19 protein-coding genes and 1 CRISPR repeat array are annotated in these 20,838 nt (G+C 69.8%); of the genes, 7 read left to right on the forward strand and 12 right to left on the reverse strand.

Annotation, left to right across the window (positions count from 1 at the left end; translation table 11 throughout):
• Window positions 1–23 precede the first annotated feature (23 nt).
• Genes OHA55_RS11550 through OHA55_RS11565 form a run of 4 tightly spaced genes read right to left on the reverse strand, consistent with a single transcriptional unit; the run spans window position 24 to window position 3,144 of the window.
• Window positions 24–1,346: an NADH-quinone oxidoreductase subunit D gene (locus OHA55_RS11550; protein ID WP_266705404.1), complete on the reverse strand. Its 1,323-nt coding sequence runs from the start codon at window positions 1,344–1,346 to the stop codon at window positions 24–26.
• A complete protein-coding gene (locus OHA55_RS11555; protein WP_266705406.1) occupies window positions 1,346–2,218 on the reverse strand; it encodes an NADH-quinone oxidoreductase subunit C in 873 nt (290 codons plus the stop codon). The genes OHA55_RS11550 and OHA55_RS11555 overlap by 1 nt, the downstream gene beginning before the upstream one ends.
• Entirely contained in the window at window positions 2,215–2,769 is a 555-nt protein-coding gene (locus OHA55_RS11560) for an NADH-quinone oxidoreductase subunit B family protein (protein ID WP_111337185.1), read from the reverse strand. The genes OHA55_RS11555 and OHA55_RS11560 overlap by 4 nt, the downstream gene beginning before the upstream one ends.
• A 15-nt stretch (window positions 2,770–2,784) precedes the next feature.
• On the reverse strand, window positions 2,785–3,144 hold the full coding sequence (locus OHA55_RS11565; protein WP_266705409.1) for an NADH-quinone oxidoreductase subunit A: 360 nt from the start codon (window positions 3,142–3,144) through the stop codon (window positions 2,785–2,787).
• A 1,049-nt stretch (window positions 3,145–4,193) separates the two neighbouring features.
• Between OHA55_RS11565 and OHA55_RS11570 the strand changes: the two genes are divergently transcribed.
• Both OHA55_RS11570 and OHA55_RS11575 read left to right on the forward strand, forming a co-directional pair.
• Window positions 4,194–5,039 (forward strand): C40 family peptidase, encoded by an 846-nt coding sequence (locus tag OHA55_RS11570; protein WP_266705411.1) that lies wholly within the window; start codon window positions 4,194–4,196, stop codon window positions 5,037–5,039.
• Window positions 5,040–5,475: 436 nt separating this feature from the next.
• Window positions 5,476–7,091: a CRISPR direct-repeat array (repeat unit 29 nt; unit sequence GTGCTCCCCGCGCGTGCGGGGATGGTCCC).
• Between the two features lie 314 nt (window positions 7,092–7,405).
• A complete protein-coding gene (locus OHA55_RS11575; protein ID WP_266701892.1) occupies window positions 7,406–8,623 on the forward strand; it encodes an IS110 family transposase in 1,218 nt (405 codons plus the stop codon).
• A gap of 529 nt (window positions 8,624–9,152) precedes the next feature.
• On the opposite strand, the gene OHA55_RS11580 is transcribed toward OHA55_RS11575, so the two are convergent.
• From OHA55_RS11580 to OHA55_RS11590, 3 genes are all read right to left on the reverse strand, one after another.
• Window positions 9,153–10,367, reverse strand: coding sequence for a triacylglycerol lipase (locus tag OHA55_RS11580; RefSeq protein ID WP_266705413.1), 1,215 nt, complete (start codon window positions 10,365–10,367; stop codon window positions 9,153–9,155).
• A gap of 306 nt (window positions 10,368–10,673) precedes the next feature.
• Window positions 10,674–11,606 (reverse strand): alpha/beta fold hydrolase, encoded by a 933-nt coding sequence (locus OHA55_RS11585; RefSeq protein ID WP_266705415.1) that lies wholly within the window; start codon window positions 11,604–11,606, stop codon window positions 10,674–10,676.
• A 205-nt stretch (window positions 11,607–11,811) separates the two neighbouring features.
• Entirely contained in the window at window positions 11,812–12,276 is a 465-nt protein-coding gene (locus OHA55_RS11590) for an ATP-binding protein (protein ID WP_266705417.1), read from the reverse strand.
• A 255-nt stretch (window positions 12,277–12,531) separates the two neighbouring features.
• On the opposite strand from OHA55_RS11590, the gene OHA55_RS11595 reads away from it, so the two are divergent.
• Both OHA55_RS11595 and OHA55_RS11600 read left to right on the forward strand, forming a co-directional pair.
• Entirely contained in the window at window positions 12,532–13,380 is an 849-nt protein-coding gene (locus OHA55_RS11595; protein WP_266705419.1) for a helix-turn-helix transcriptional regulator, read from the forward strand.
• Between the two features lie 10 nt (window positions 13,381–13,390).
• Entirely contained in the window at window positions 13,391–13,591 is a 201-nt protein-coding gene (locus OHA55_RS11600; protein ID WP_266705421.1) for a DUF397 domain-containing protein, read from the forward strand.
• Between the two features lie 706 nt (window positions 13,592–14,297).
• Here OHA55_RS11600 and OHA55_RS11605 read toward each other — a convergent pair.
• From OHA55_RS11605 to OHA55_RS11615, 3 genes are all read right to left on the reverse strand, one after another.
• On the reverse strand, window positions 14,298–14,993 hold the full coding sequence (locus OHA55_RS11605; RefSeq protein ID WP_266705423.1) for an NUDIX domain-containing protein: 696 nt from the start codon (window positions 14,991–14,993) through the stop codon (window positions 14,298–14,300).
• An 88-nt stretch (window positions 14,994–15,081) separates the two neighbouring features.
• On the reverse strand, window positions 15,082–15,681 hold the full coding sequence (locus OHA55_RS11610; RefSeq protein WP_266705425.1) for a dihydrofolate reductase family protein: 600 nt from the start codon (window positions 15,679–15,681) through the stop codon (window positions 15,082–15,084).
• Window positions 15,682–15,865: 184 nt separating this feature from the next.
• Entirely contained in the window at window positions 15,866–17,149 is a 1,284-nt protein-coding gene (locus OHA55_RS11615) for a geranylgeranyl reductase family protein (RefSeq protein WP_266705427.1), read from the reverse strand.
• Between the two features lie 97 nt (window positions 17,150–17,246).
• On the opposite strand from OHA55_RS11615, the gene OHA55_RS11620 reads away from it, so the two are divergent.
• On the forward strand, window positions 17,247–17,774 hold the full coding sequence (locus tag OHA55_RS11620; RefSeq protein WP_266705429.1) for a GNAT family N-acetyltransferase: 528 nt from the start codon (window positions 17,247–17,249) through the stop codon (window positions 17,772–17,774).
• A gap of 51 nt (window positions 17,775–17,825) precedes the next feature.
• Here OHA55_RS11620 and OHA55_RS11625 read toward each other — a convergent pair whose 3' ends face one another.
• A complete protein-coding gene (locus OHA55_RS11625) occupies window positions 17,826–18,518 on the reverse strand; it encodes a demethylmenaquinone methyltransferase (RefSeq protein WP_266705431.1) in 693 nt (230 codons plus the stop codon).
• Between the two features lie 224 nt (window positions 18,519–18,742).
• Here OHA55_RS11625 and OHA55_RS11630 point away from each other — a divergent pair, with 224 nt between their 5' ends.
• Together OHA55_RS11630 and OHA55_RS11635 are read left to right on the forward strand one after the other, a co-directional pair.
• Window positions 18,743–19,234, forward strand: a complete 492-nt coding sequence (locus tag OHA55_RS11630; protein ID WP_266705433.1) for a SigE family RNA polymerase sigma factor — start codon at window positions 18,743–18,745, stop codon at window positions 19,232–19,234.
• An 18-nt stretch (window positions 19,235–19,252) separates the two neighbouring features.
• On the forward strand, window positions 19,253–20,104 hold the full coding sequence (locus OHA55_RS11635) for a hypothetical protein (protein ID WP_266705435.1): 852 nt from the start codon (window positions 19,253–19,255) through the stop codon (window positions 20,102–20,104).
• Window positions 20,105–20,159: 55 nt separating this feature from the next.
• Here OHA55_RS11635 and OHA55_RS11640 read toward each other — a convergent pair whose 3' ends face one another.
• Entirely contained in the window at window positions 20,160–20,828 is a 669-nt protein-coding gene (locus OHA55_RS11640; protein WP_266705437.1) for a hypothetical protein, read from the reverse strand.
• Window positions 20,829–20,838: the final 10 nt, after the last annotated feature.

Consider the following 20,838-nt stretch of genomic DNA (forward strand, 5'->3'; position numbering starts at 1 on the left):
ACTGACCTCTTGATTCGCTGCGGTCACCGGTCGACGCCTCCCATCACGGGGTCGATGGACGCGACGGCGACGATGACGTCGGCCACCTGGCCGCCCTCGCACATCGCCGCCATGGCCTGGAGGTTGGTGAAGGACGGGTCGCGGAAGTGGACCCGGTAGGGGCGGGTGCCGCCGTCGGAGACGACGTGCACGCCGAGTTCGCCCTTGGGCGACTCGACCGCGATGTACGCCTGCCCGGCGGGGACCCGGAACCCCTCGGTCACCAGCTTGAAGTGGTGGATCAGGGCCTCCATGGAGGTGCCCATGATCTTCTTGATGTGTTCGAGCGAGTTGCCGAGTCCGTCCGGTCCGAGCGCGAGCTGCGCGGGCCAGGCGATCTTCTTGTCGGCGACCATGACCGGGCCGGGTGCCAGCCGGTCCAGGCACTGCTCGACGATCCGCAGCGACTGGCGCATCTCTTCCAGGCGGATGAGGAAGCGGCCGTAGGAGTCGCAGGTGTCGGCGGTCGGCACGTCGAACTCGTAGTTCTCGTAGCCGCAGTACGGGTCGGTCTTGCGCAGGTCGTGCGGGAGTCCGGCGGAGCGCAGGACCGGGCCGGTGGCGCCGAGCGCGACGCAGCCGGTGAGGTCGAGGTAGCCGACGTCCTCCATGCGCGCCTTGAAGATCGGGTTGCCGGTGGCGAGCTTGTCGTACTCCGGCAGGTTCCGCTTCATGGTGGTGATGAAGGAGCGGATCTGGTCGATCGCGCCGGGGGGCAGGTCCTGGGCGAGTCCGCCGGGGCGGACGAACGCGTGGTTCATCCGGAGCCCGGTGATCAGCTCGAAGAGGTCCAGGATCAGTTCACGGTCGCGGAACCCGTAGATCATGATGGTGGTCGAGCCGAGCTCCATGCCGCCGGTGGCGATGCACACCAGGTGCGAGGAGATCCGGTTCAGTTCCATCAGCAGCACACGGAGCACGCTGGCGCGGTCGGGGATCTGGTCCTCGATGCCGAGGAGCTTCTCGACGCCGAGGCAGTACGCCGTCTCGTTGAAGAACGGCGTCAGGTAGTCCATGCGCGTGACGAACGTGGTGCCCTGGGTCCAGTTCCGGAATTCGAGGTTCTTCTCGATGCCGGTGTGGAGGTAGCCGATGCCGCAGCGGGCCTCGGTGACGGTCTCGCCGTCGATCTCCAGGATCAGCCGCAGCACTCCGTGCGTGGACGGGTGCTGCGGCCCCATGTTGACGATGATGCGTTCGTCGTCGGACTTCACGGCCGCCTCGACGACCTCGTCCCAGTCGCCGCCGGTGACTGTATATACAGTCCCCTCGGTCGTGTCGCGGGGCGTTGCGTGGGAAGTGGTCATCAGGAGTACGACCTCCGCTGGTCCGGAGCCGGGATCTGGGCGCCCTTGTACTCGACGGCGATGCCGCCGAGCGGATAGTCCTTGCGCTGCGGGAAGCCCTGCCAGTCGTCCGGCATCATGATCCGGGTGAGCGCGGGGTGCCCGTCGAAGACGAGCCCGAAGAAGTCGTACGCCTCGCGCTCGTGCCAGTCGTTGGTCGGGTAGACCGCGACCAGCGACGGGACGTGCGGGTCGCTGTCGGGCGCGGACACCTCCAGCCGGATCAGCCGGCCGTGGGTGAGGGACCGCAGGTGGTACACGGCGTGCAGCTCGCGGCCCTGGTCGCCGAGGAAGTGGACCCCGCTGACGCCGGTGCAGAGCTCGAAGCGGAGCGCCGGGTCGTCGCGCAGGGTGCGGGCCACGGTCACCAGGTGCTCGCGCGCGATGTGGAAGGTCAGCTCGCCACGGTCGACCACGGTCCGCTCGATGGCGTTCTCGGGTACGAGCCCCTGCTCGTCCAGGGCGCCTTCGAGCTCGTCGGCCACCTCGTCGAACCAGCCGCCGTACGGGCGGGCGCTCGCGTGCGGCAGCCGTACCGTCCGGACGAGTCCGCCGTAACCGGAGGTGTCGCCGCCGTTGTTGGCGCCGAACATCCCCTTCCGTACGCGGATGACCTCGCCGCCGTCGCCCCGGGGGGCGGGAAGGGCGCTGCCGTTGGCGCCGTTGGCCGCATCGGCGTTCTGGCCGTGGGTGCCGTTCTGGCCGTTCGCGTTCTGGCCGTTCGCGCCGTTTTGGCCGTTCGCGCCGTTTTGGCCGTTCGCGCCGTTTTGGCCGTTCGCGCCGTTTTGGCCTTCGGCGGCGGCGCCGTTGCCGCCGCTGGGGTTGTCGCTCACCGGAGGAGCCCCTTCATCTCGATCAGGGGGAGCGCCTTGAGGGCCGCCTCCTCCGCCTCGCGGGCGGCTTCCTCCGCGTTGACCCCGAGCTTGGAGCCCTGGATCTTCTGGTGGAGCTTGAGGATGGCGTCCATCAGCATCTCGGGACGCGGCGGGCACCCCGGCAAATAGATATCGACGGGGACGATGTGGTCAACACCCTGAACAATGGCGTAATTGTTGAACATACCGCCCGATGAAGCGCAAACCCCCATGGAAATTACCCACTTGGGATTCGGCATCTGGTCGTAGACCTGCCGCAGCACGGGCGCCATCTTCTGACTGACCCGCCCGGCGACGATCATCAGGTCCGCCTGACGCGGCGACCCCCGGAAGACCTCCATCCCGAAGCGGGCGAGGTCGTACCGCCCGGCTCCGGTCGTCATCATCTCGATGGCGCAACAGGCGAGACCGAAGGTGGCGGGGAAGACCGAGGACTTCCGTACCCATCCGGCGGCCTGCTCGACAGTGGTCAGTACGAAGCCACTTGGCAGTTTCTCTTCGAGTCCCATGTACCCCTCAGCCCCTCAGTCCCATTCCAGGCCGCCGCGCCGCCACACGTACGCGTAGGCGACGAAGACGGTGAGCACGAAGAGCAACATCTCCACGAGCCCGAACATCCCCAGGGCGTCGAAGGTGACGGCCCAGGGATAGAGGAAGACGATCTCGATGTCGAAGACGATGAAGAGCATCGCCGTCAGGTAGTACTTGATGGGGAAGCGACCGCCACCGGCGGGAGTCGGAGTGGGTTCGATGCCGCACTCGTACGCTTCGAGCTTTGCCCGGTTGTAGCGCTTGGGGCCGATAAGCGTGGCCATGACCACGGAGAAGATCGCAAACCCTGCCCCGAGGGCGCCGAGCACGAGGATGGGCGCGTAGGCATTCACGCTCCTCGCTCCTTCCAGTCGTCCTTGACCGTTGGACCGCATCGGGCGGCCGGCTCCCCGCCTCACCAAGATCCTGCACATGTGAGGCAGTTCACAAGCCCGACTGCCCCGCATACTATGCCCGCCATCCTGTGATCTGCGACACGGGGTACACCAACGCCTTTGTGATCTCCGCCACCTGACGAACGATCATGAAGTCGGATGAGCGGAGATGTTCACACGAGAAGCGGCCAAGTGATCACGAGTGGTGACATTCGAAGGTGTTACCGCTGGTCAACGCGCTGGCGCACTATCAACCAAAGCCCGTTACGCGCAAATTGGCGATGGACGGACACGGGTGATATAGGGATGCGCCGGATGGGGAGCCACTCGGACGAGGGACTGCGCGGAACGATGTGGACATCACCCCCCATGGGCGAACTTCCGGGCACATGGGGCGCGGAGAGCCGGCACCCGGGCGACGGGCCGGACACCGGAGCGACCGGTCGGGCGCCCGCCGGGCGACGGTCGGACGAGTCTGTGAACGGAGGCACGAGCGCGGGGGTGATCTCCGGGCGGCCGTCGGGCGGCCGTCAGGCGACCTTCGGGCGACCTTCGGGCGACCTTCGAGCAGCCTTCGAGCGATCTCCGGACGGGTGCGCACCGGACACGCGGCGAGCATCGGCCCACAGGGGCGGCCCGTGCGGAACTCGTACGGGCGGCTCACACGGAAGATGCGCCTGGAGGGCACATAAGGGCGAGCTCGGAGCAGACGCCGAGGACGCGCGCGCGGTTGCCCTTCACAGGTGGTGCACACCGTGACCTGCGTCACGTCGGACCTGCCCAGAATCAAGCGGGCTTGGCCACCGGCGTGAACAGATGGTAAGCGGCGGGCAATTCGGGCGTATTGCCAAAACCCCGTGATCACGGCGTTATGCACGCGTGTCCAATTTGCCCGTTACGGGGTCAATAAAGGTTCCACGCAAGCGGATTCTCATATTCCGGACGTAACTGTGGCGCAACACACGTTTCTTGATGGGAGCCCTACAGCCCTGATAGCGCTAGTACTCATGTCCCACACCGCTCACATACCCAGCCACCGGAAGCCCCGTCAGCGTTCGTCCAGGACGACGCTCCGGGCCGGAGTTGCCGGTGGCGTGCTCAGCACCATCGCGGTCGCAGGCGCAGCCGGCCCCGCGCAGGCCGAGCCGGTGACCCAGACCATCGAGATGCCCACCATCACGGCCGGGCTCTCCACCGCCGTCGCCGCCTCCGTACAGGCCACGCAGCAGGTCGCCGCCGACCTCGAGACGCGTGCGTCCGAGGACGCCGCGGCCGAGAGCGCTTCGAAGGCCGCCGCCAAGGCCAAGGCCGAGGCGGTCCGCAAGGCCGAGGCCAAGAAGAAGGCCGAGGCGGCCGCGAAGGCGGAGGCCGAGGCCAAGGCGGAGGCCGCCGAGCGCGCCTCCCGCAGCGCCGCGCGCACCACGCTCAGCTCCTCCTCCGGCTCGTCCACCACCGCGACGACCCTCTCCGCCACCTCGTCGTCCTCGTCGAGCGTCTCGGGCTCCGCCGCCGCGGTGGTCGCCTTCGCCAAGGCGCAGGTCGGCGACGCGTACGTCTCCGGCGGCACCGGCCCGAACTCGTGGGACTGCTCGGGCCTGGTCCAGGCCGCGTACGCCTCGGTCGGCGTCAGCCTGCCGCGCGTCTCCCAGGACCAGTCGGTGGCCGGTACGCAGGTTTCGCTGAGCAACCTCCAGCCCGGCGACATCCTCTACTGGGGCAGCGCGGGCAGCGCGTACCACGTGGCGATCTACGTGGGCGACGGCCAGTTCGTCGGCGCGCAGAACTCCAGCACCGGCACGGTCCAGCGCGACCTCTCCTACGACCAGCCGACGGGCGCGGTCCGGGTTCTCTGATCGATCGGCACCGACCGGCGCGTCCGACGGCCGACGCTTCGCGTTGAGCCCGGACTCGCCGTGCCGACTGGCTCGGGCTGAGTGCGTTCACTGATTCACAAGCTCGCTCACGTCGGCGCGTCGTCGAGCCGAGCACGGCCAAGGGCCGCCCCTCCCCGCTCGGGAGGGGCGGCCCTTGGTGCGTTGGGGCCTTGACGTGTTGGGACCCTGCTGTGGTGGGCGGCGGTGGCGTGGAGGCGGATCTGCGGAGACTGCCGCGATGCAGGTGGCCGCTGGATACGCTCGGGGAGCGCGGGGCGAAGCGGCCCCTTCTACGGCGAGGTGACGGACCGCTAGGTAAGCCCGAAACCAAGGAGGCAGAATGCACCAAATGCCGGACTCGGTGAAGTTGGCCTCCAGAGGCCTCCGCGCTTTGTAACGCCGCAGGTCAGGAAGAGTGCTCCCCGCGCGTGCGGGGATGGTCCCCAGGCTTTCCGGTCGTCGTAGTACCCCCTGCAGTGCTCCCCGCGCGTGCGGGGATGGTCCCTGGCCGACGACGAAGTTGAAGACCTGGGCCCGGGTGCTCCCCGCGCGTGCGGGGATGGTCCCGCGTGCCCGGCGGCGCACTCCAGCTTCACGTCGTGCTCCCCGCGCGTGCGGGGATGGTCCCTCGGCGCACTCCACCTCGTCATCGCCGGAACCGTGCTCCCCGCGCGTGCGGGGATGGTCCCCGGTTCGAGGAGATCGCTGCGTTGGCGCAGGTGTGCTCCCCGCGCGTGCGGGGATGGTCCCCTCACCCCGCTTGAGGAGCTTCCCGCGGTGCTGTGCTCCCCGCGCGTGCGGGGATGGTCCCCACGTCCTCCTCATCGAGCGCGGCTGGGACCCGTGCTCCCCGCGCGTGCGGGGATGGTCCCGAAGGGTTCCGGGCGTTCCTCGCCGACGAGTTGTGCTCCCCGCGCGTGCGGGGATGGTCCCCGGCAGGTTCCCGTGACACCATGGCGATGTCGGTGCTCCCCGCGCGTGCGGGGATGGTCCCGTTCCGGGCCCGGCGAACGGAACGCGCAGCTAGTGCTCCCCGCGCGTGCGGGGATGGTCCCGAATGCGCCCCCGGCACGTGCCGGGGGCGCACGTGCTCCCCGCGCGTGCGGGGATGGTCCTGAGTCACGGGAAACCCCTTGTTCCTGGCCTCCGTGCTCCCCGCGCGTGCGGGGATGGTCCCCGGCGGGGCCGCCGGTCCTGGTGCCGGTGCACGTGCTCCCCGCGCGTGCGGGGATGGTCCAGGGCGGGCACGGCCGCGACGCCCACGGCGATGGTGCTCCCCGCGCGTGCGGGGATGGTCCCGGCTGCGGCCTGTTGGGCGGGGGCGGCCGCGAGTGCTCCCCGCGCGTGCGGGGATGGTCCCAAGGTCGGCAGCACTACCCGTATTCGTACACGGTGCTCCCCGCGCGTGCGGGGATGGTCCCCCCTCGCCGACCAGCAGCGCCCCGGGCACTCCGTGCTCCCCGCGCGTGCGGGGATGGTCCCCGGGGTCGCTGGACAGGTACCGGGGGTCAGTCGTGCTCCCCGCGCGTGCGGGGATGGTCCCAGGGCGTCGTCGTCGAAGAGGTCGGACAGCGCGTGCTCCCCGCGCGTGCGGGGATGGTCCCCGCGGAATTGCTCGGACGGTGCTCATGATCACGTGCTCCCCGCGCGTGCGGGGATGGTCCCTCGCCGCGGTCGCCGTCATCGCCTCGGCCGACGTGCTCCCCGCGCGTGCGGGGATGGTCCCCAGTGGTCCGAGGTAGTTGGGCGTGAAAGCTCGTGCTCCCCGCGCGTGCGGGGATGGTCCCACGGTTCCCCTTCCGGGGGGTTGGCGGGGCGGGTGCTCCCCGCGCGTGCGGGGATGGTCCCGACTTCGTCAACCACGTCGGCATCGTCGCCTCGTGCTCCCCGCGCGTGCGGGGATGGTCCCCAGGTGACGAGGGAGCCGCCGTACGCCGGGTGGTGCTCCCCGCGCGTGCGGGGATGGTCCCGCCTGGCGCGAGGTGGTGCCGTCGATCTCGCGGTGCTGCCCGCGCGTGCGGGGATGGTCCCCACAGCTGGACCGACCAAGAGCTGATCTTCGAGTGCTCCCCCCCCCCCCCCCCCCGTTATGTTTTTCGCGGTCCTGCAACGGGGCCGCTGGCCTCCGGGCCCGGCATGACTGTGTCCCCCTGTCGAAGGCATGACCTGGGGGGTGGTGTCACCGGGTCCGGGGGTGTTCGTCGGAGCCGCTGATCAGAGGTCCGGCCACCGTCCGGTCCGGCGCAATGCCGGACAGTTCGCGGGCGGCAGGTCTGCATAACGTGGATGCGCGAGCACGACACCCGAGCCGAGGCCGGCACCGTCAACACCCCCGGAAGGGTGCGATGTTCGAGATTCAAGACGTGGGCGTGTTCCTCGGCCTGGACGTCGGCAAGTCCGCCCACCACGGGCACGGGCTCACCCCGGCCGGGAAGAAGGTCTTCGACAAGCCGCTGCCCAACAGCGAGCCGAAGCTGCGGGCCGTGTTCGACAAACTGTCCGCGAAGTTCACCACCGTGCTGGTCATCGTGGACCAGCCCGCCTCCATCGGCGCCCTGCCCCTGGCCGTCGCCCGCGACGCCGGCTGCAAGGTCGCCTACCTGCCCGGCCTGGCGATGCGACGGATCGCCGACCTCTACCCCGGCGAGGCCAAGACCGACGCCAAGGACGCCGCCGTCATCGCCGACGCCGCGCGAACCATGCCACACACCCTGCGCTCGCTGGAACTGACCGACGAGATCACCGCCGAGCTGACCGTCCTGACCGGCTTCGACCAGGACCTGGCTGCCGAGGCCACCCGCACCAGCAACCGGATACGCGGCCTGCTCACCCAGTTCCACCCGTCGCTGGAACGCGTCCTCGGCCCCCGCCTGGACCACCGGGCCGTCACCTGGCTCCTGGAGCGCTACGGCTCCCCGGCCGCCCTGCGCAAAGCCGGCCGACGCCGCCTCGTCGAGCTGATCCGGCCCAAGGCCCCCCGCATGGCCGCACGGCTGATCGACGACGTCTTCGACGCCCTGGACGAACAGACCGTGATCGTTCCCGGCACCGGCACCCTCGACATCGTGGTCCCGTCCCTGGCCCGCTCGCTCGCTGCTGTCCACGAACAGCGCCGGGCCCTGGAAGCCCAGATCAACACCCTGCTGGAAGCCCACCCTCTTTCCCAGGTCCTGACCTCGATGCCCGGCATCGGCGTCAGGACCGCCGCAGTCCTGCTGACCACCGTCGGCGACGGCACCAACTTCCCCACCGCCGCCCACCTCGCCTCCTACGCCGGCCTCGCCCCGACCACCCGACAGTCCGGAACCTCGATCCACGGCGAACACGCACCACGCGGCGGAAACCGGCAGCTCAAACGCGCAATGTTCCTCTCCGCCTTCGCCTGCATGAACGCCGACCCCGCATCCCGGACCTACTACGACAAACAGCGAGCCCGCGGCAAAACCCACACCCAAGCCCTCCTCCGCCTCGCCCGCCAACGCATCAGCGTCCTGTTCGCCATGCTCCGCGACGGCACCTTCTACGAATCCCGGACACCGACAGACATCGAACTCGCCGCATAACCCCACCATTCCGAACCACCCCAAAACCGACAGGGATGCCTTGACGAACGACATAGAGGCACCCCCCCCCCGGCGTGCGGGGATGGTCCCCATGCCGTGCCCTGCCGTATGCGGACGCGGTAGTGCTCCCCGCGCGTGCGGGGATGGTCCCTGCTCATCCCACCCTGGCACCACATGGGTTTCGTGCTCCCCGCGCATGCGGGGATGGTCCCGAGAAACCACCTATCGCAGTGGTGCGGGGCACGTGCTCCCCGCGTGTGCGGGGATGGTCCCGTGTACTTGTGGTTCGAGGCGTCGGTCAGGGTGTGCTCCCCGCGCGTGCGGGGAGCCAGCCCCGCCACCGCTGCTCCTACGAAGCAGATGTCGGGTGCTCCCTCGCCCGCCAAGCCCTTCGCGCGCCCCTCTTGGCTCCCCAAAGGGCGGCGCCGCACGCGAACCCGCCCCCTGCAGCCCTCTCCTGCCCCAGCCGGGCACCCCTCCGCTCGGCTGCCAGTCGGGGTGCACGGTGACCAGTTGCCCGGGTGGGGAACTACTCCGGCAGCCGCTCCAGGAGCCAGCCGCCGAGTTGCTCGGTGATCCGGGTGTGCCCGGTGGTCTCGGACGAGCAGAGGAACTCGTCGAGGTCGCTCTCCTCCGGCGGCAGTCCGTCGACGTTCGCGTAGAGGTCGTCCGGCTGGTCGATGTCGCGGATGGCGACGGCGCTCACGGTCGGGACGAAGCAGATGTCGGGGTGGTTGAGTTCGATCTCGGCGCCGAACTGTTCCAGCATCGCGCCGAGGATGCCGTACGAGTCGAGCGTGCCGCCGGGCGCACCGTCGAGCTCCGGGAAGCCGCTGGTGGTGATGGTCTTCCCGGCCGCCAGGAAGAGCCGCTTCAGTTCGGCGACGACGGCCTCGTGGCCTTCGGCCTGGGTGTAGAAGGTGGTGCCGGGGTAGATCAGCGGGCCGACGCTGGCGAGCGCGACCTGGCCCGGGTTGATGGCCGGCCCCAGGCCGTCGCCGCGGCCGTTGGCCACCGCGATAAGGCGGGGAATCTGCGGCCAGAATCCGACCGAGCGCAGCTCCGCGAGGAACTTCTCGCGCTCAGGGGCGACTTCGACGCTCTCGGTCTCCGGGTCGTAGTGGCGCCAGAGCATCTCGCGTGCGGCCGGGCTGTCCATCTGCCGGGCGAACTTGTTGGCCATGGGGATGAAGTAGGAGAAGGCCTGGAGCCCGATGGGGATGACGGCGCCCCGGTGCGGGCTGTCGTAGGAGAAGTAGAGCGCCGTCTGGTGGTCGATGCCCTGGCCCTCCAGCTTGGCGAGGACGTAGCGGGTGATGATCCCGCCCATGCTGAAGCCGCCCACGGTCAGCGGGGCGTTCCCCTCCCGCTCCGCGATGGTGCGCTGGATCGCGGCGGTGACGGTCTTGGCGTTGTCGAGGATCGAGGCGCTGCGCTCGTCGTAGCCGATGAGGACGACGTCCCGGCCGGACCGGCGGATCTCGGTGAGGAGGGCGTACTCGCCGCCGTCCAGACCGTGGAAGAGCTTCTCAAGGTCGGAGGGGCCGAGGTTGAAGCCGTCGGCCAGGAGGACGGGCTTCCGGATGCCGTCGTTGTTCTCGCCGTAGAAGACGCGGGCGAAGCCGTTGGGGAGTTCCCACTCCTCGTCGGGCCGGGACGCCGGACCCGTGATCGGCGCCTCGGCGTGGACCGCCCCGCCGACCGCGAACTCCCCTACACCTTGCTCAGCCTGCTGACCGGACAATGTGATGCTCCTCCGTCTGCGCACGCCCCAGCGGCCCACCGGAACGGCGGGCACGGAAACTGAGGGACGTCACCGAGACAGGGCTCATCATGATCAGGCCCGGAACCCCCCGGCGAGAGGATGCGTCCCGGTTCATCCCTATAGGGGACGCGAGACGTGCAGGTTTACCGGCACCCGCGCACAAGCCGTACCAGCCGGTGCGCACCCGTCCCACCAGCCCATGTGCGCACCCGCCCGCCCGGCTCGCGCGCCCTGCGTGGGCTGCCCGCGCCCCGGGCGTCGCACGCCCGCTCCAGGGCGGCCGGGTCAGCCCTGCGCCGACACCATCTTCTCGATCTGCTCCACCACGAAGTCGGGCCGGTCCTTCGGGACGTCGTGCGAACTGCCGGTCGCGGTGACGAGCGTCCGGTTCGGCGCCTGCTGGACGAAGGTCGCGGCGGCGTCGCGCCAGCGCTGGGCGTCCTCGGGCGATCCGTCGAAGGGGGTCTTCTCCGACACGATGACGTCTGCGGGGACACTGTCCGGCCAGGACATCTTGTTGTATGCCTGGTGTGCCGGGGTGAAGTTCTCGGCGGTCTCGATCAGTTGACGGTTCGCGGGCGCGGTGGGGTCCTTCTTCGCGGCGTCCACCTCCGGCCGGCTCGCGGCGACGAGCCGGGTGATCTCCTCGTCCGTGAAGAACGGGGGCAGGTTGGCGTCCACGAGTACAGAGGCGGAGACCATCTTCGGGTTCTCCTTGGTGAAGTACGTCGCAACCTCGCCGGCCTGCGAGTGGGACACCAGGATCACGTCCTTGGTGACCCCCAGCTCGGTGAGCCCCGTCTTCAGGTCGCTGACGGCGCCCTCCACGTCCCACGGACCGGGCACCACCTCGCTCTGGCCGAGGCCGGCCCGGTCGTACGTGATGACCGTCGCACCGGTGTCCGCGTGGAGCCGGGGAGCGATGTCCTTCCAGTACGAGGAGTCCTCGCCGCCCCCCGAGTCGAGGACGATGGCGGGGCCGTGCCCCGCGGTGATGTGGAACGCGACGCGGTGGCCGTCGCTGTCGACCATGCGCAGCTTCGACCCGTCCGCGCGTCCCGTCCCCGAGGATTCGGACGCCGCCGCCTTCGGGATCGCCTTCGGAGCGGCGGAGTTCTCCTCGCCGCAGGCCGTGACGATCCCGCCGGTCACCGCCAGCAGGGCTACGGCGGACAGTGCGCGGCGGGTAGGTCGGTGGGGCGGGCGTATGCGTGACATGGGTGATCCTCGGTGCCTGGTCTGGTTTGCCATCGGATGTCATTCATCCTCCGGCGGTGAGCGCTCCGGGAACATCCGGTTGGCACGCCGATCGGCGGTGCTGCTGGGGCCAGCGAGCGGGGTGGGGATATCCCCAGGAGCGGCCTGTTCGGACGGGCCGCCGACCACTGACAGCCCGCTCGACGCCCCCGCCGATCCCGTACGGCTACGGAGCGGGCTCCGGTACGGGCTCCGTCAACACGAACCAGACCGTCTTCGTCTGCCGCGTCCCCCGCCCCTGCACGGTGGCCCCCCAGCGCAAGGACAGCCGGTCCACGATGATCAGCCCCCGGCCGCTCTCCGCGCCGGGCCCCGGAGCGGAGAGCGGCAACGGGTCCGGCTGGTCGTCGGTCACGTGGACCCTGACCTGGTGCGGGGCGATCGCCACGTCCACGCGGATCAGCCTGGACCTCGTGTGGCAGTACACGTTGCCCACCACCTCGCTCACGCACAGCCGGGCGTCGTCAACCAGAGCGGGATGCCCAGTCAGTCGCAGGAGTGTGGCAACGAAGTCCCGCACCAGCTTGGGGGCGTGGGCGTTGTTGGGCGCCACCACGCGGTAACGGTCACCGCGTCGGGGCAGGGCGCCCAGCGGCGGGGCGGGCGGAGGCGGAGTTGCTACGACGGTCATGACGAGTTCTCCCTACGCGAGGTGTTCTCAGGGCTCAGCCGGCCTGGCCTACGCCGTGGCGGTGGCCGCGCCAGGCATGCCAATGGGCCTTCGCGCGGCTGCACTTCGACATGTCCCATCGCCGACTTCCAGCAACCCGGACGCTAGGGCACAACGGTGTGACGGCACAACAGTGGGACTGCCGTAACACCCATACGAGTGGACCGGCAGCAGGGAGGCGCGGCACACTCATACCCGCACCAAAGGGAGGACCACATGCCGCCAAGGAGCTACCCGACCGCCCGTCAGCGGCGTCTGGGCGCAGAGCTGCGCAAGCTACGCGAGAGGGCAGGCCTGTCAGGCAGTCAGGCCGCCGCCTATCTCGGTGGCGAACGCGCCCAGATCAGTCACATCGAGTCAGGTCGGTACGGGGTGAGCGACGAGCGCGTGCGCCGCCTCGCCGCTCACTACTCAGCCACCGACAAACACCTCATCGACGCACTCGCGAGCATGGCCGAGGAACGACCCAAGGGGTGGTGGGACGAATATCGCGGAATACTGTCGCCGGGATTCCTGGATCTCGCCGAGCTTGAGTACAAAGCAACGTATCTCCGCGCGATCCAGATGCTGACGATCCCTGGAATCTTTCAGACCGAGGCGTACGCGCGCGACCTCATTCGCAGCGGAATCTCAGACCTGCCCGCTTCCGAACTGAACGCACGAGTCGAACACCGGATACGGCGCCGCGACATCTTCGACCGCCCCGCCCCCACACCGTTCGAGGCCTTCATCCACGAGGCCGCCCTGCGCATGCAGTACTGCGACGCTGCGGCGATGAGGGAGCAACTCGCCTTCCTCTGCACTGTCTCATCCTGGCCGTCCGTCACGATTCGCGTCATCCCGTTCGGCGCGCGGATCACCGGCTCGGTGCACTCGATGCTCTACGCCGGCGCGATCATCCCCGCCCTGGACACGGTCCAACTGGACAGCGCGTTCGATGCCGGGTTCCTGGACGCCGAGGCGCAACTCGCACGATATCGAGCGCTTCTTGACTCCATCGAATCGATCTCGCTCAGTACCGAGAAGTCGACAGATTTCATCCAACACATCGCACAAGAAATGTGAGTCCATCGGCATGACCGACGCAATCAAGTGGCAGAAATCCTCCTTCTCGGGGGCTGATGACAACCAGAGCTGTATCGAGCTGGCGCCTGTTGACGGATCAATCAGAGTGCGCGAGAGCGACGAACCCGAAGTTGTGGTCACAACGAGCGTCGCCAAGCTTCGCGCGTTCATCCTCGGCGTCAAAGCAGGCGAGTTCGACCATCTGATCTGACCTCCCTCCCCCCTGCCCGCTCCTCGGGCAGGGGCCAGCAGATCGGCCCAACATTGGGACGTACCACGGTTGCGCCCGATAGCTCGGTAACGCAACCGTCACCGTACGTCGCCTCCGGTCGCCGAAGCGCACCTTCTCCGGCGCTGAACCGACGTAAAGCACCCTGCCCGCAGGCTGGTTGACGAACAGGGCCTCCGGCCGTTCTTTCGCCCCGCCGTCAGCCGCGCGAGGGGGAGCGGCACCCCGACACCGCGATCGGACGGTCCACCATGCCCAACTCGCTCCGGACGACCCCCACCCCCGCCGAGGCGCACCGGCGGACCGGGTTACGTTTCGAGGTACTCCGCTACGGACCGGCGACCGGCCTCGTACCCGAACCCGTGGACCTCCGCGTACTGCCCACCCCGCACGACGCGATCCGCGTCATCCGCAGCCAGCTCCGCGCCAGCCATCTCCTCGGCCTCCCCCCGCACGAGGCCGACCGGGCACGCCGGTGGGCGGATCACGGCGGCTGGATTCCCGCCCTCGGCGCGCTGTACCGGGGCGAGCCCTGCGGGTTCCTGCTCAGGCTCCGCAGGGGCCGCCACCTGGACTGGAACGTACGCCCGTTGACGTACGTACAGCTGTCGCACGCGGGGTGCGACGTACACCGGCCGCGAAGTCTGCCCCGGCCACGGTCCGGCCAACGGACCTCGGCGCCCCGCGCCTACCACGTACAGGGCTTTCCCAAGTCCTTGACGCTGTCGGCCAGTTCGATCGGGGTCGCAGGCCACCCGGCGTCATGCCAGTGGGCGATGCGCCAGCTCAGGCGCCGAGGCCAGAGCGCGGTCCCGGGCAGGTCGGCGACCGGCCTCCACACGGGCCGGCCGCCGTAGTTGTCGAGTTGCTCCTCGGCGCCGACCTCCCCTTCGGCGTGTACGAGGAAGTAGTGCTGCCGGGTCTCTTCCTTCCAGACCCGGGCCACCTCCCCCGCCACGCTCCCGCCGAGCGCGGTCTCCTCGCGGAGCTCCCGCAGCACCGCCTCGTGCAGGGTCTCCCCCGCCTCCACACCGCCGCCGGGGATCTCGTACCAGGTGTAGCGGCGGTCGGACTGCCGGATGAGCAGGATCTGCCCGTCGCGGATGACTATCGCTCCGGCCCGTACGCGCTTGGGCACGGATGTCGTCGGGTCCTTCCACCGCACCGTGCCGCTCTTCGGGCCGCTGACGGACCACTCCCGGAGCACCTCCTCCGCCGTACCGACCGGCCGGATCCGCACGTGCAGCGCCTCCGCGAGGGTGAGCGCCCGGCGGTGGTTCCCGTCCACGGGGTGTCCGGCACGAGGGAGGTGGTAGAGGCCCTCTTCCGTCGGGTCGCTCGTGAGTACCAGGGCATCGTCGTCGTACCGCACGTCTGCTCTCATGGACCCGATGGTGTGCGTCGCCCGGACGTGGCGCAAGGCATTACACGGCCCAGGTCACCACACTCGACCAGGCGTTCGTACGAGTCGATCAGGCATGCGCGGCAGCCGGGCGGTAGGTGCACACGTTCACCCCGGCGGGGCTGGTGACCGTCGAGAGCAGTTCCAGGGCGCGCAGGCCGCCGTCCGCCGGGAAGATCGTCTTACCGCCGCCGAGCAGCACCGGCATGATCATCAGCCGCAGCTCGTCGACCAGGCCCTCGCTCAGGAGGGTCCGGGCGAGAGTAGGACTGCCCATGACCGCCAGATCGCCGCCTCCGGCCTCGCGCAGCGCACGGATGCGGCCGACCGCGTCACCGCCCGGGATGAGCGTGGTGTTCGCCCACACCAGGTCCTGGGCGGAGAGCGTCCCCGACACCACGTACTTCGCGATGGTGTTCATCCGGTCGGCGAACGGGTCGCCCGCCCGGTCCGGCCACGCCCCGGCCATCGTCTGCCAGGTACGGCGCCCGAAGAGCAGCGCGTCGGCCTTGGCCAGGACGTCGTCGAAGGTCCCGCCCACGATCTCCGGGTCGAAGTACGGATGCGACCAGCCGCCGTGCGTGAACCCGCCATCCGTATCCTCCTCGGGGCTGCCCGGCGCCTGCACGATGCCGTCGAGGCTCATGAATTCACTGATGACGATACGCACGGGCTCGCTCCCTGATCTTCCGTCGTCCACAGGCTCTGTACGTAAGGAAGACAGTCGGACCGACAAAAACTCGTCGGGGCGCGCCGGGCTCACCGAAAGAAAAGTCGAGGGCTCCCGGGCCGGACGGGAGCACACGCCGGGGCGGGGCCGGACGCACCCGCGCCCGGCCCCGCCCCTTGTGGCCTCAAGCCTTCGGGGCCACCTTCGACAGCCCGTTGATGATGCGGTCCATCGCGTCGCCGCCCGTCGGGTCGGTGAGGTTGGCCAGCATCTTCAGGGTGAACTTCATCAGCAGCGGGTGAGTGAGACCGCGCTGCGTGGCGATCTTCATGATCTTCGGGTTGCCGATGATCTTCACGAACGCCCGGCCGAGCGTGTAGTAGCCGCCGTAGGTGTCCTTGAGGATCTTCGGGTAGTTGTGCAGGGCCAGTTCGCGCTGGGCCGGGGTCGCGCGGGCGGTGGCCTGCACGATGACGTCGGCGGCGATCTGGCCGGACTCCATCGCGTACGCGATGCCCTCGCCGTTGAACGGGTTGACGAGGCCGCCCGCGTCACCGACGAGCAACAGGCCCTTGGTGTAGTGCGGCTGGCGGTTGAAGGCCATCGGGAGGGCGGCGCCGCGGATGGGCGTCGTCATGTTCTCCGGGGTGTAGCCCCAGTCCGCCGGCATCGACGCGCACCAGGCCTTGAGGACCTCGCGCCAGTCCAGCTCGCGGAAGGCGGAGGAGGAGTTGAGGATGCCGAGGCCGACGTTGGACGTACCGTCGCCCATGCCGAAGATCCAGCCGTACCCGGGCAGCAGACGGTCCTGCGGGCCGCGCCGGTCCCAGAGTTCGAGCCAGGACTCCAGGTAGTCGTCGTCGTGGCGGGGCGAGGTGAAGTACGTACGGACCGCGACGCCCATCGGGCGGTCCTCGCGGCGGTGCAGGCCCATGGCGAGGGAGAGCCGGGTGGAGTTGCCGTCGGCGGCGACGACGAGCGGGGCGTGGAAGGTGACCGGGGTCTTCTCCTCGCCGAGCTTGGCGTGGACGCCGGTGATGCGGCCGGTGCGCTCGTCGATGATCGGGGCGCCGACGTTGGCGCGCTCGTACAGCCGCGCGCCCGCCTTCTGCGCCTGACGGGCGAGCTGTTCGTCGAAGTCGTCGCGCTTGCGGACGAGGCCGTAGTCCGGGTACGAGGCGAGGTCGGGCCAGTCGAGCTGGAGGCGGACACCGCCGCCGATGATGCGGAGGCCCTTGTTCCGCGACCAGCCGGCCTCTTCGGAGATGTCGATGCCCATGGAGACCAACTGCTTGGTCGCACGGGGGGTGAGACCGTCGCCGCAGACCTTCTCCCGCGGAAACGCGGTCTTCTCCAGCAGCAGGACGTCGAGCCCGGCCTTGGCGAGGTAGTACGCGGTCGTGGAGCCGGCTGGGCCCGCTCCGACGACGATCACGTCCGCGCTGTGTTCGGAGAGGGGCTCGGTCACGGTCGGATCTCCCGAAGACTCGAAATCGCGTGCCGCGGGGCACCGGTCCCATGCAGTCTATGGGGACCGGCAGATCAACTTACCGAAGGGCTCCCCGATGACGATCGCGCCTTCCTCCCACCCGGTGGTACGCCTGCGGGTCCCCACCGACGAGGACGCCCTGAGCTGGTACCGGACCTTCGACGACCCGGAGGTGATGGAGTTCCACGGCGGCCGGCGCGCGGAGTTCTCGGTGTACGAGGAGCTGACCGCGCGCCAGCGGCGTCACGACGCCGAACTCGGCTTCTGTCTCTGGACGCTGACCGACGAGGCCGGCGAAGTGCTGGGCTTCACGGGCGCGCAGCCGTGGCCGCACGCCACGTTCGGACCGGTCGGAGCGATCGAGATCGGCTGGCGCCTGGGGCGCGCCGCCTGGGGAAACGGGTACGCCACCGTCGCCGCCCGCGCCACACTGGAACGGGTGCGGGCGGCGGGCGTCGACGAGGTCGTGGCGATGATCGACTCGCGCAACCGCCGCTCGGTCGCGGTCGCCGAACGGCTGGGGATGCGCCTCGCCGAGTCGTACGAGATCACCACCGGGGTCCCGCGCACGGCGCTCTGCTACCGGCTGGGGCTGGGGGCCTGAAGGCTGCCCCCGTGCTTCAGGGGCGGGGCCGCGCGTGCTCGGGCGCGGCGCTCAGGCGCGTACGCCCCGGTGCAGCGCGACCACGCCGCCGGTGAGGTTGCGCCACGCGACGTCCGACCAGCCGGCCTTCTGCAGCAGGGTCGCGAGTCCGGCCTGGTCGGGCCAGGCGCGGATGGACTCGGCGAGGTAGACGTAGGCGTCCGGGTTGCTGCTCACCGCGATGGCGAGCGGCGGCAGCGCCTTCATCAGGTATTCCAGGTACACCGTGCGGAACGGCGTCCAGGTGGGCTGCGAGAACTCGCAGATCACGACCCGGCCGCCGGGCTTGGTGACCCGGTACAGCTCGCTCAGCGCGGCGTCGGTGTCCTGGATGTTGCGGAGCCCGAAGGAGATGGTGACCGCGTCGAAGGTCTCGTCCTTGAACGGGAGCTTCGTCCCGTCGCCCGCCGTGAACGGCATCCAGGGGTGGCGCTCCTTGCCGACCTTCAGCATGCCGATCGAGAAGTCGCAGGGGACGACGTAGGCGCCGGCCTGCGCGAACGGCTGCGACGAGGTGGCCGTACCGGCGGCCAGGTCCAGGATCTTCTGCCCCGGGCGCGCGTCGACCGCCTTGGCGACCTCCTTGCGCCAGAGCCGGGCCTGTCCGAGCGAGAGCACGTCGTTGGTCAGGTCGTACCTTCGCGCCACGTCGTCGAACATCGAGGCGACTTCGTGCGGCTGCTTTTCCAGGGATGCTCGGGTCACCCACCCATTCAAGCAGCCCGTACCGACGGGGTTCGCGGGGGCCACCCGGGGTGGCGCGCCGGGCCGGTACGACCCGCCCGCGACGAGTTTCCACTTCCTCTCAACCTTTCTCCGGCGAGGGTGCTCAGAGAAGGGAGACAGGACGGACTGGACGGACAGGCCGTCCCGGAAGCAGGACGGGGGGACAGATGGACACAGGACCGGGCCGGGATTCGACCGACCCCATGAGTGCCAAAAGCTTCGAGGACTTCGCCCGCGTGAACCAACGCCGGCTGTACAGGACCGCCTACCTCCTCTGCGGCAACGCGGAGAACGCACGGGACCTCACGCAGACGACGCTGGCCAAGCTGTTCCAGCACTGGCGCCGGGTGGGTGCGGCCGACTCGCCGCACGCCTACGCCAGGACCGTGCTGACGCGCACCTATCTCGCCGAGCGAAGACGGCGCATCCGTGACCTCCTCGCGCACACCCCGGTGGCTCCGCCCGCCGCCGACATCAGCCCTGAGCTGACGGTCACCCTTCTGTCCGCCCTGGCCGAACTGCCACCCCGGGCGCGGGCGATGGTCGTCCTTCGCTACTGGGAGGACCTGAGCGTGGAGACCGTCGCCTCACTGATGCGGTGCAGCGAGTCCACCGTGAAGAGCCAGTGCTCCCGTTCTCTCGCCCGGCTGCGCGAGCAGCTCGGTGACGCCCGCACCTACACCGTCCAGGCCTGAAAGAAGAGGTGGAAAACCATGCTGACCGATCCCACGGACGTCGAGCGGGAGATGGCCGATCTGCTGAGGTCCGTCATGGAGGAGGCCACGGGCCGGGCGCCGCTGCCGGGCGACCTGGTCGCCGGCGCCGTCGTCCAGGGCCGCAGACGCCGTGCCCGCCGCCAGGTGGCCCTCGGCGCAGGAGTGACGGCGGTGATGGCCCTCGGCATCCTCGCCTCGACGTCTCCCTGGCCGGACGGCGGAACCACGCCCGCCGTCACGAACTCGGACCCCGACCTTCCCTTCACCGTCGACCCGGACATCCTGGCGGACGCCGAGCACGTCGACGGCCACGACCGCGAGCCGGTGCACGTGGAGCCCTCGCCCGGCGAGTTCTCCATGGCGGATCTGCCCGCCGCCGAACGCAAGATCCAAGTGGAGTTCCAGCAGGGGGTCGCCGAGGAGCTCGACGACATGCTCTACACCGTCGGCGAGGTGCACCCGGTCGACCTGCGCGTCAGCCAGTACCAACTCAAAACCGGGGAGTTCACCTTCCCCCTCACCTTCTCGGTCCGCCCCGCGGACGGGGAGAAGACGGGTGAACAGAAGTGCGAGGACGTCCCCGCGAAACAGAGCACCTGCTACACGTTCATGATGCGAGGCGGCATATGGGGCACCGCGAGGACCGCCCCCGTCAACTCCGAGGACACCACGGGCGTGCGGATCAGCTTCACCTACCAGGACAATCTGGTCGACCTCTCCGTGGCGCCGGACGACGAGCACGGGAAGTCCTCGCCCGTCGCGGTCGAGAAGCTGCGCCAGATCGCGCAGGACGGCCGGATCACCCTATTGGTCCGGTACGCGGTCCAGCATCCGATGGAGGGGATGTGACGCGAGCAGAGACCGGGGCAAGGCCGCCCAACCTCAGCTCCGCCTCGCTTCCGTCTCAACGTCGCCGGTAGACCATCCGTCCCCCGAGGACGGTGACGACGCAGCAGGCCGCGCCCACCTCGAGAAGGGTCTCCTCGTCGGGGGCGTCGAAGACCGCGAAGTCCGCGGACCGGCTCTGGGCGTCGAACGGCGGGGCGTCGAGCGGCGGGGCGGCGAACGCCTCGGCTGCGGTACGACGCCAGGCGAGCGGGTCCAGAGAGATCCGCTCACCGGTCTCCTCGGCCGGGGCCCCGCCGAGGAGCCGCATCCCCGACCGCCGCACCGCGTCCGCCACCGCGGGCCGGCTGAACGGCCCCGCGACGGCGACGGTGCCGTGGGCGAGCATCCGCTGTACCCCGCGCCGCGCACTCGCTCCCCACCTGCTGTCGCTCATCTCCACGCCGTTCAGCCCGGCCCCGGTCAGGGGTTCGGTGCCGAGGGCGTCCGACTCCCGGGGGTCGGGGTGGTAGGCCCGTTCCAGCAGTGCGCTGCCCTGCGGCTGGACGAGCCCGGGCGTCAGCAGCCCGGGCCAGCGGCGCACCCGGGCCGTCGGATGCGCGGCGGCGAGTTCCTCGGACGGGCCGACGGCCGCGACGGCCCCGTCCCTGACGAGGAGCGCACCCCCGGCGACAGCCCGCTGCCCGGGGCCGGGCAGCAGCAGATCGGCGGCGTGAATCGTCAGCACGAAGAGCACC

It is taken from the genome of Streptomyces sp. NBC_00102 (assembly GCF_026343115.1).
Classification (GTDB): Bacteria; Actinomycetota; Actinomycetes; order Streptomycetales; family Streptomycetaceae; genus Streptomyces.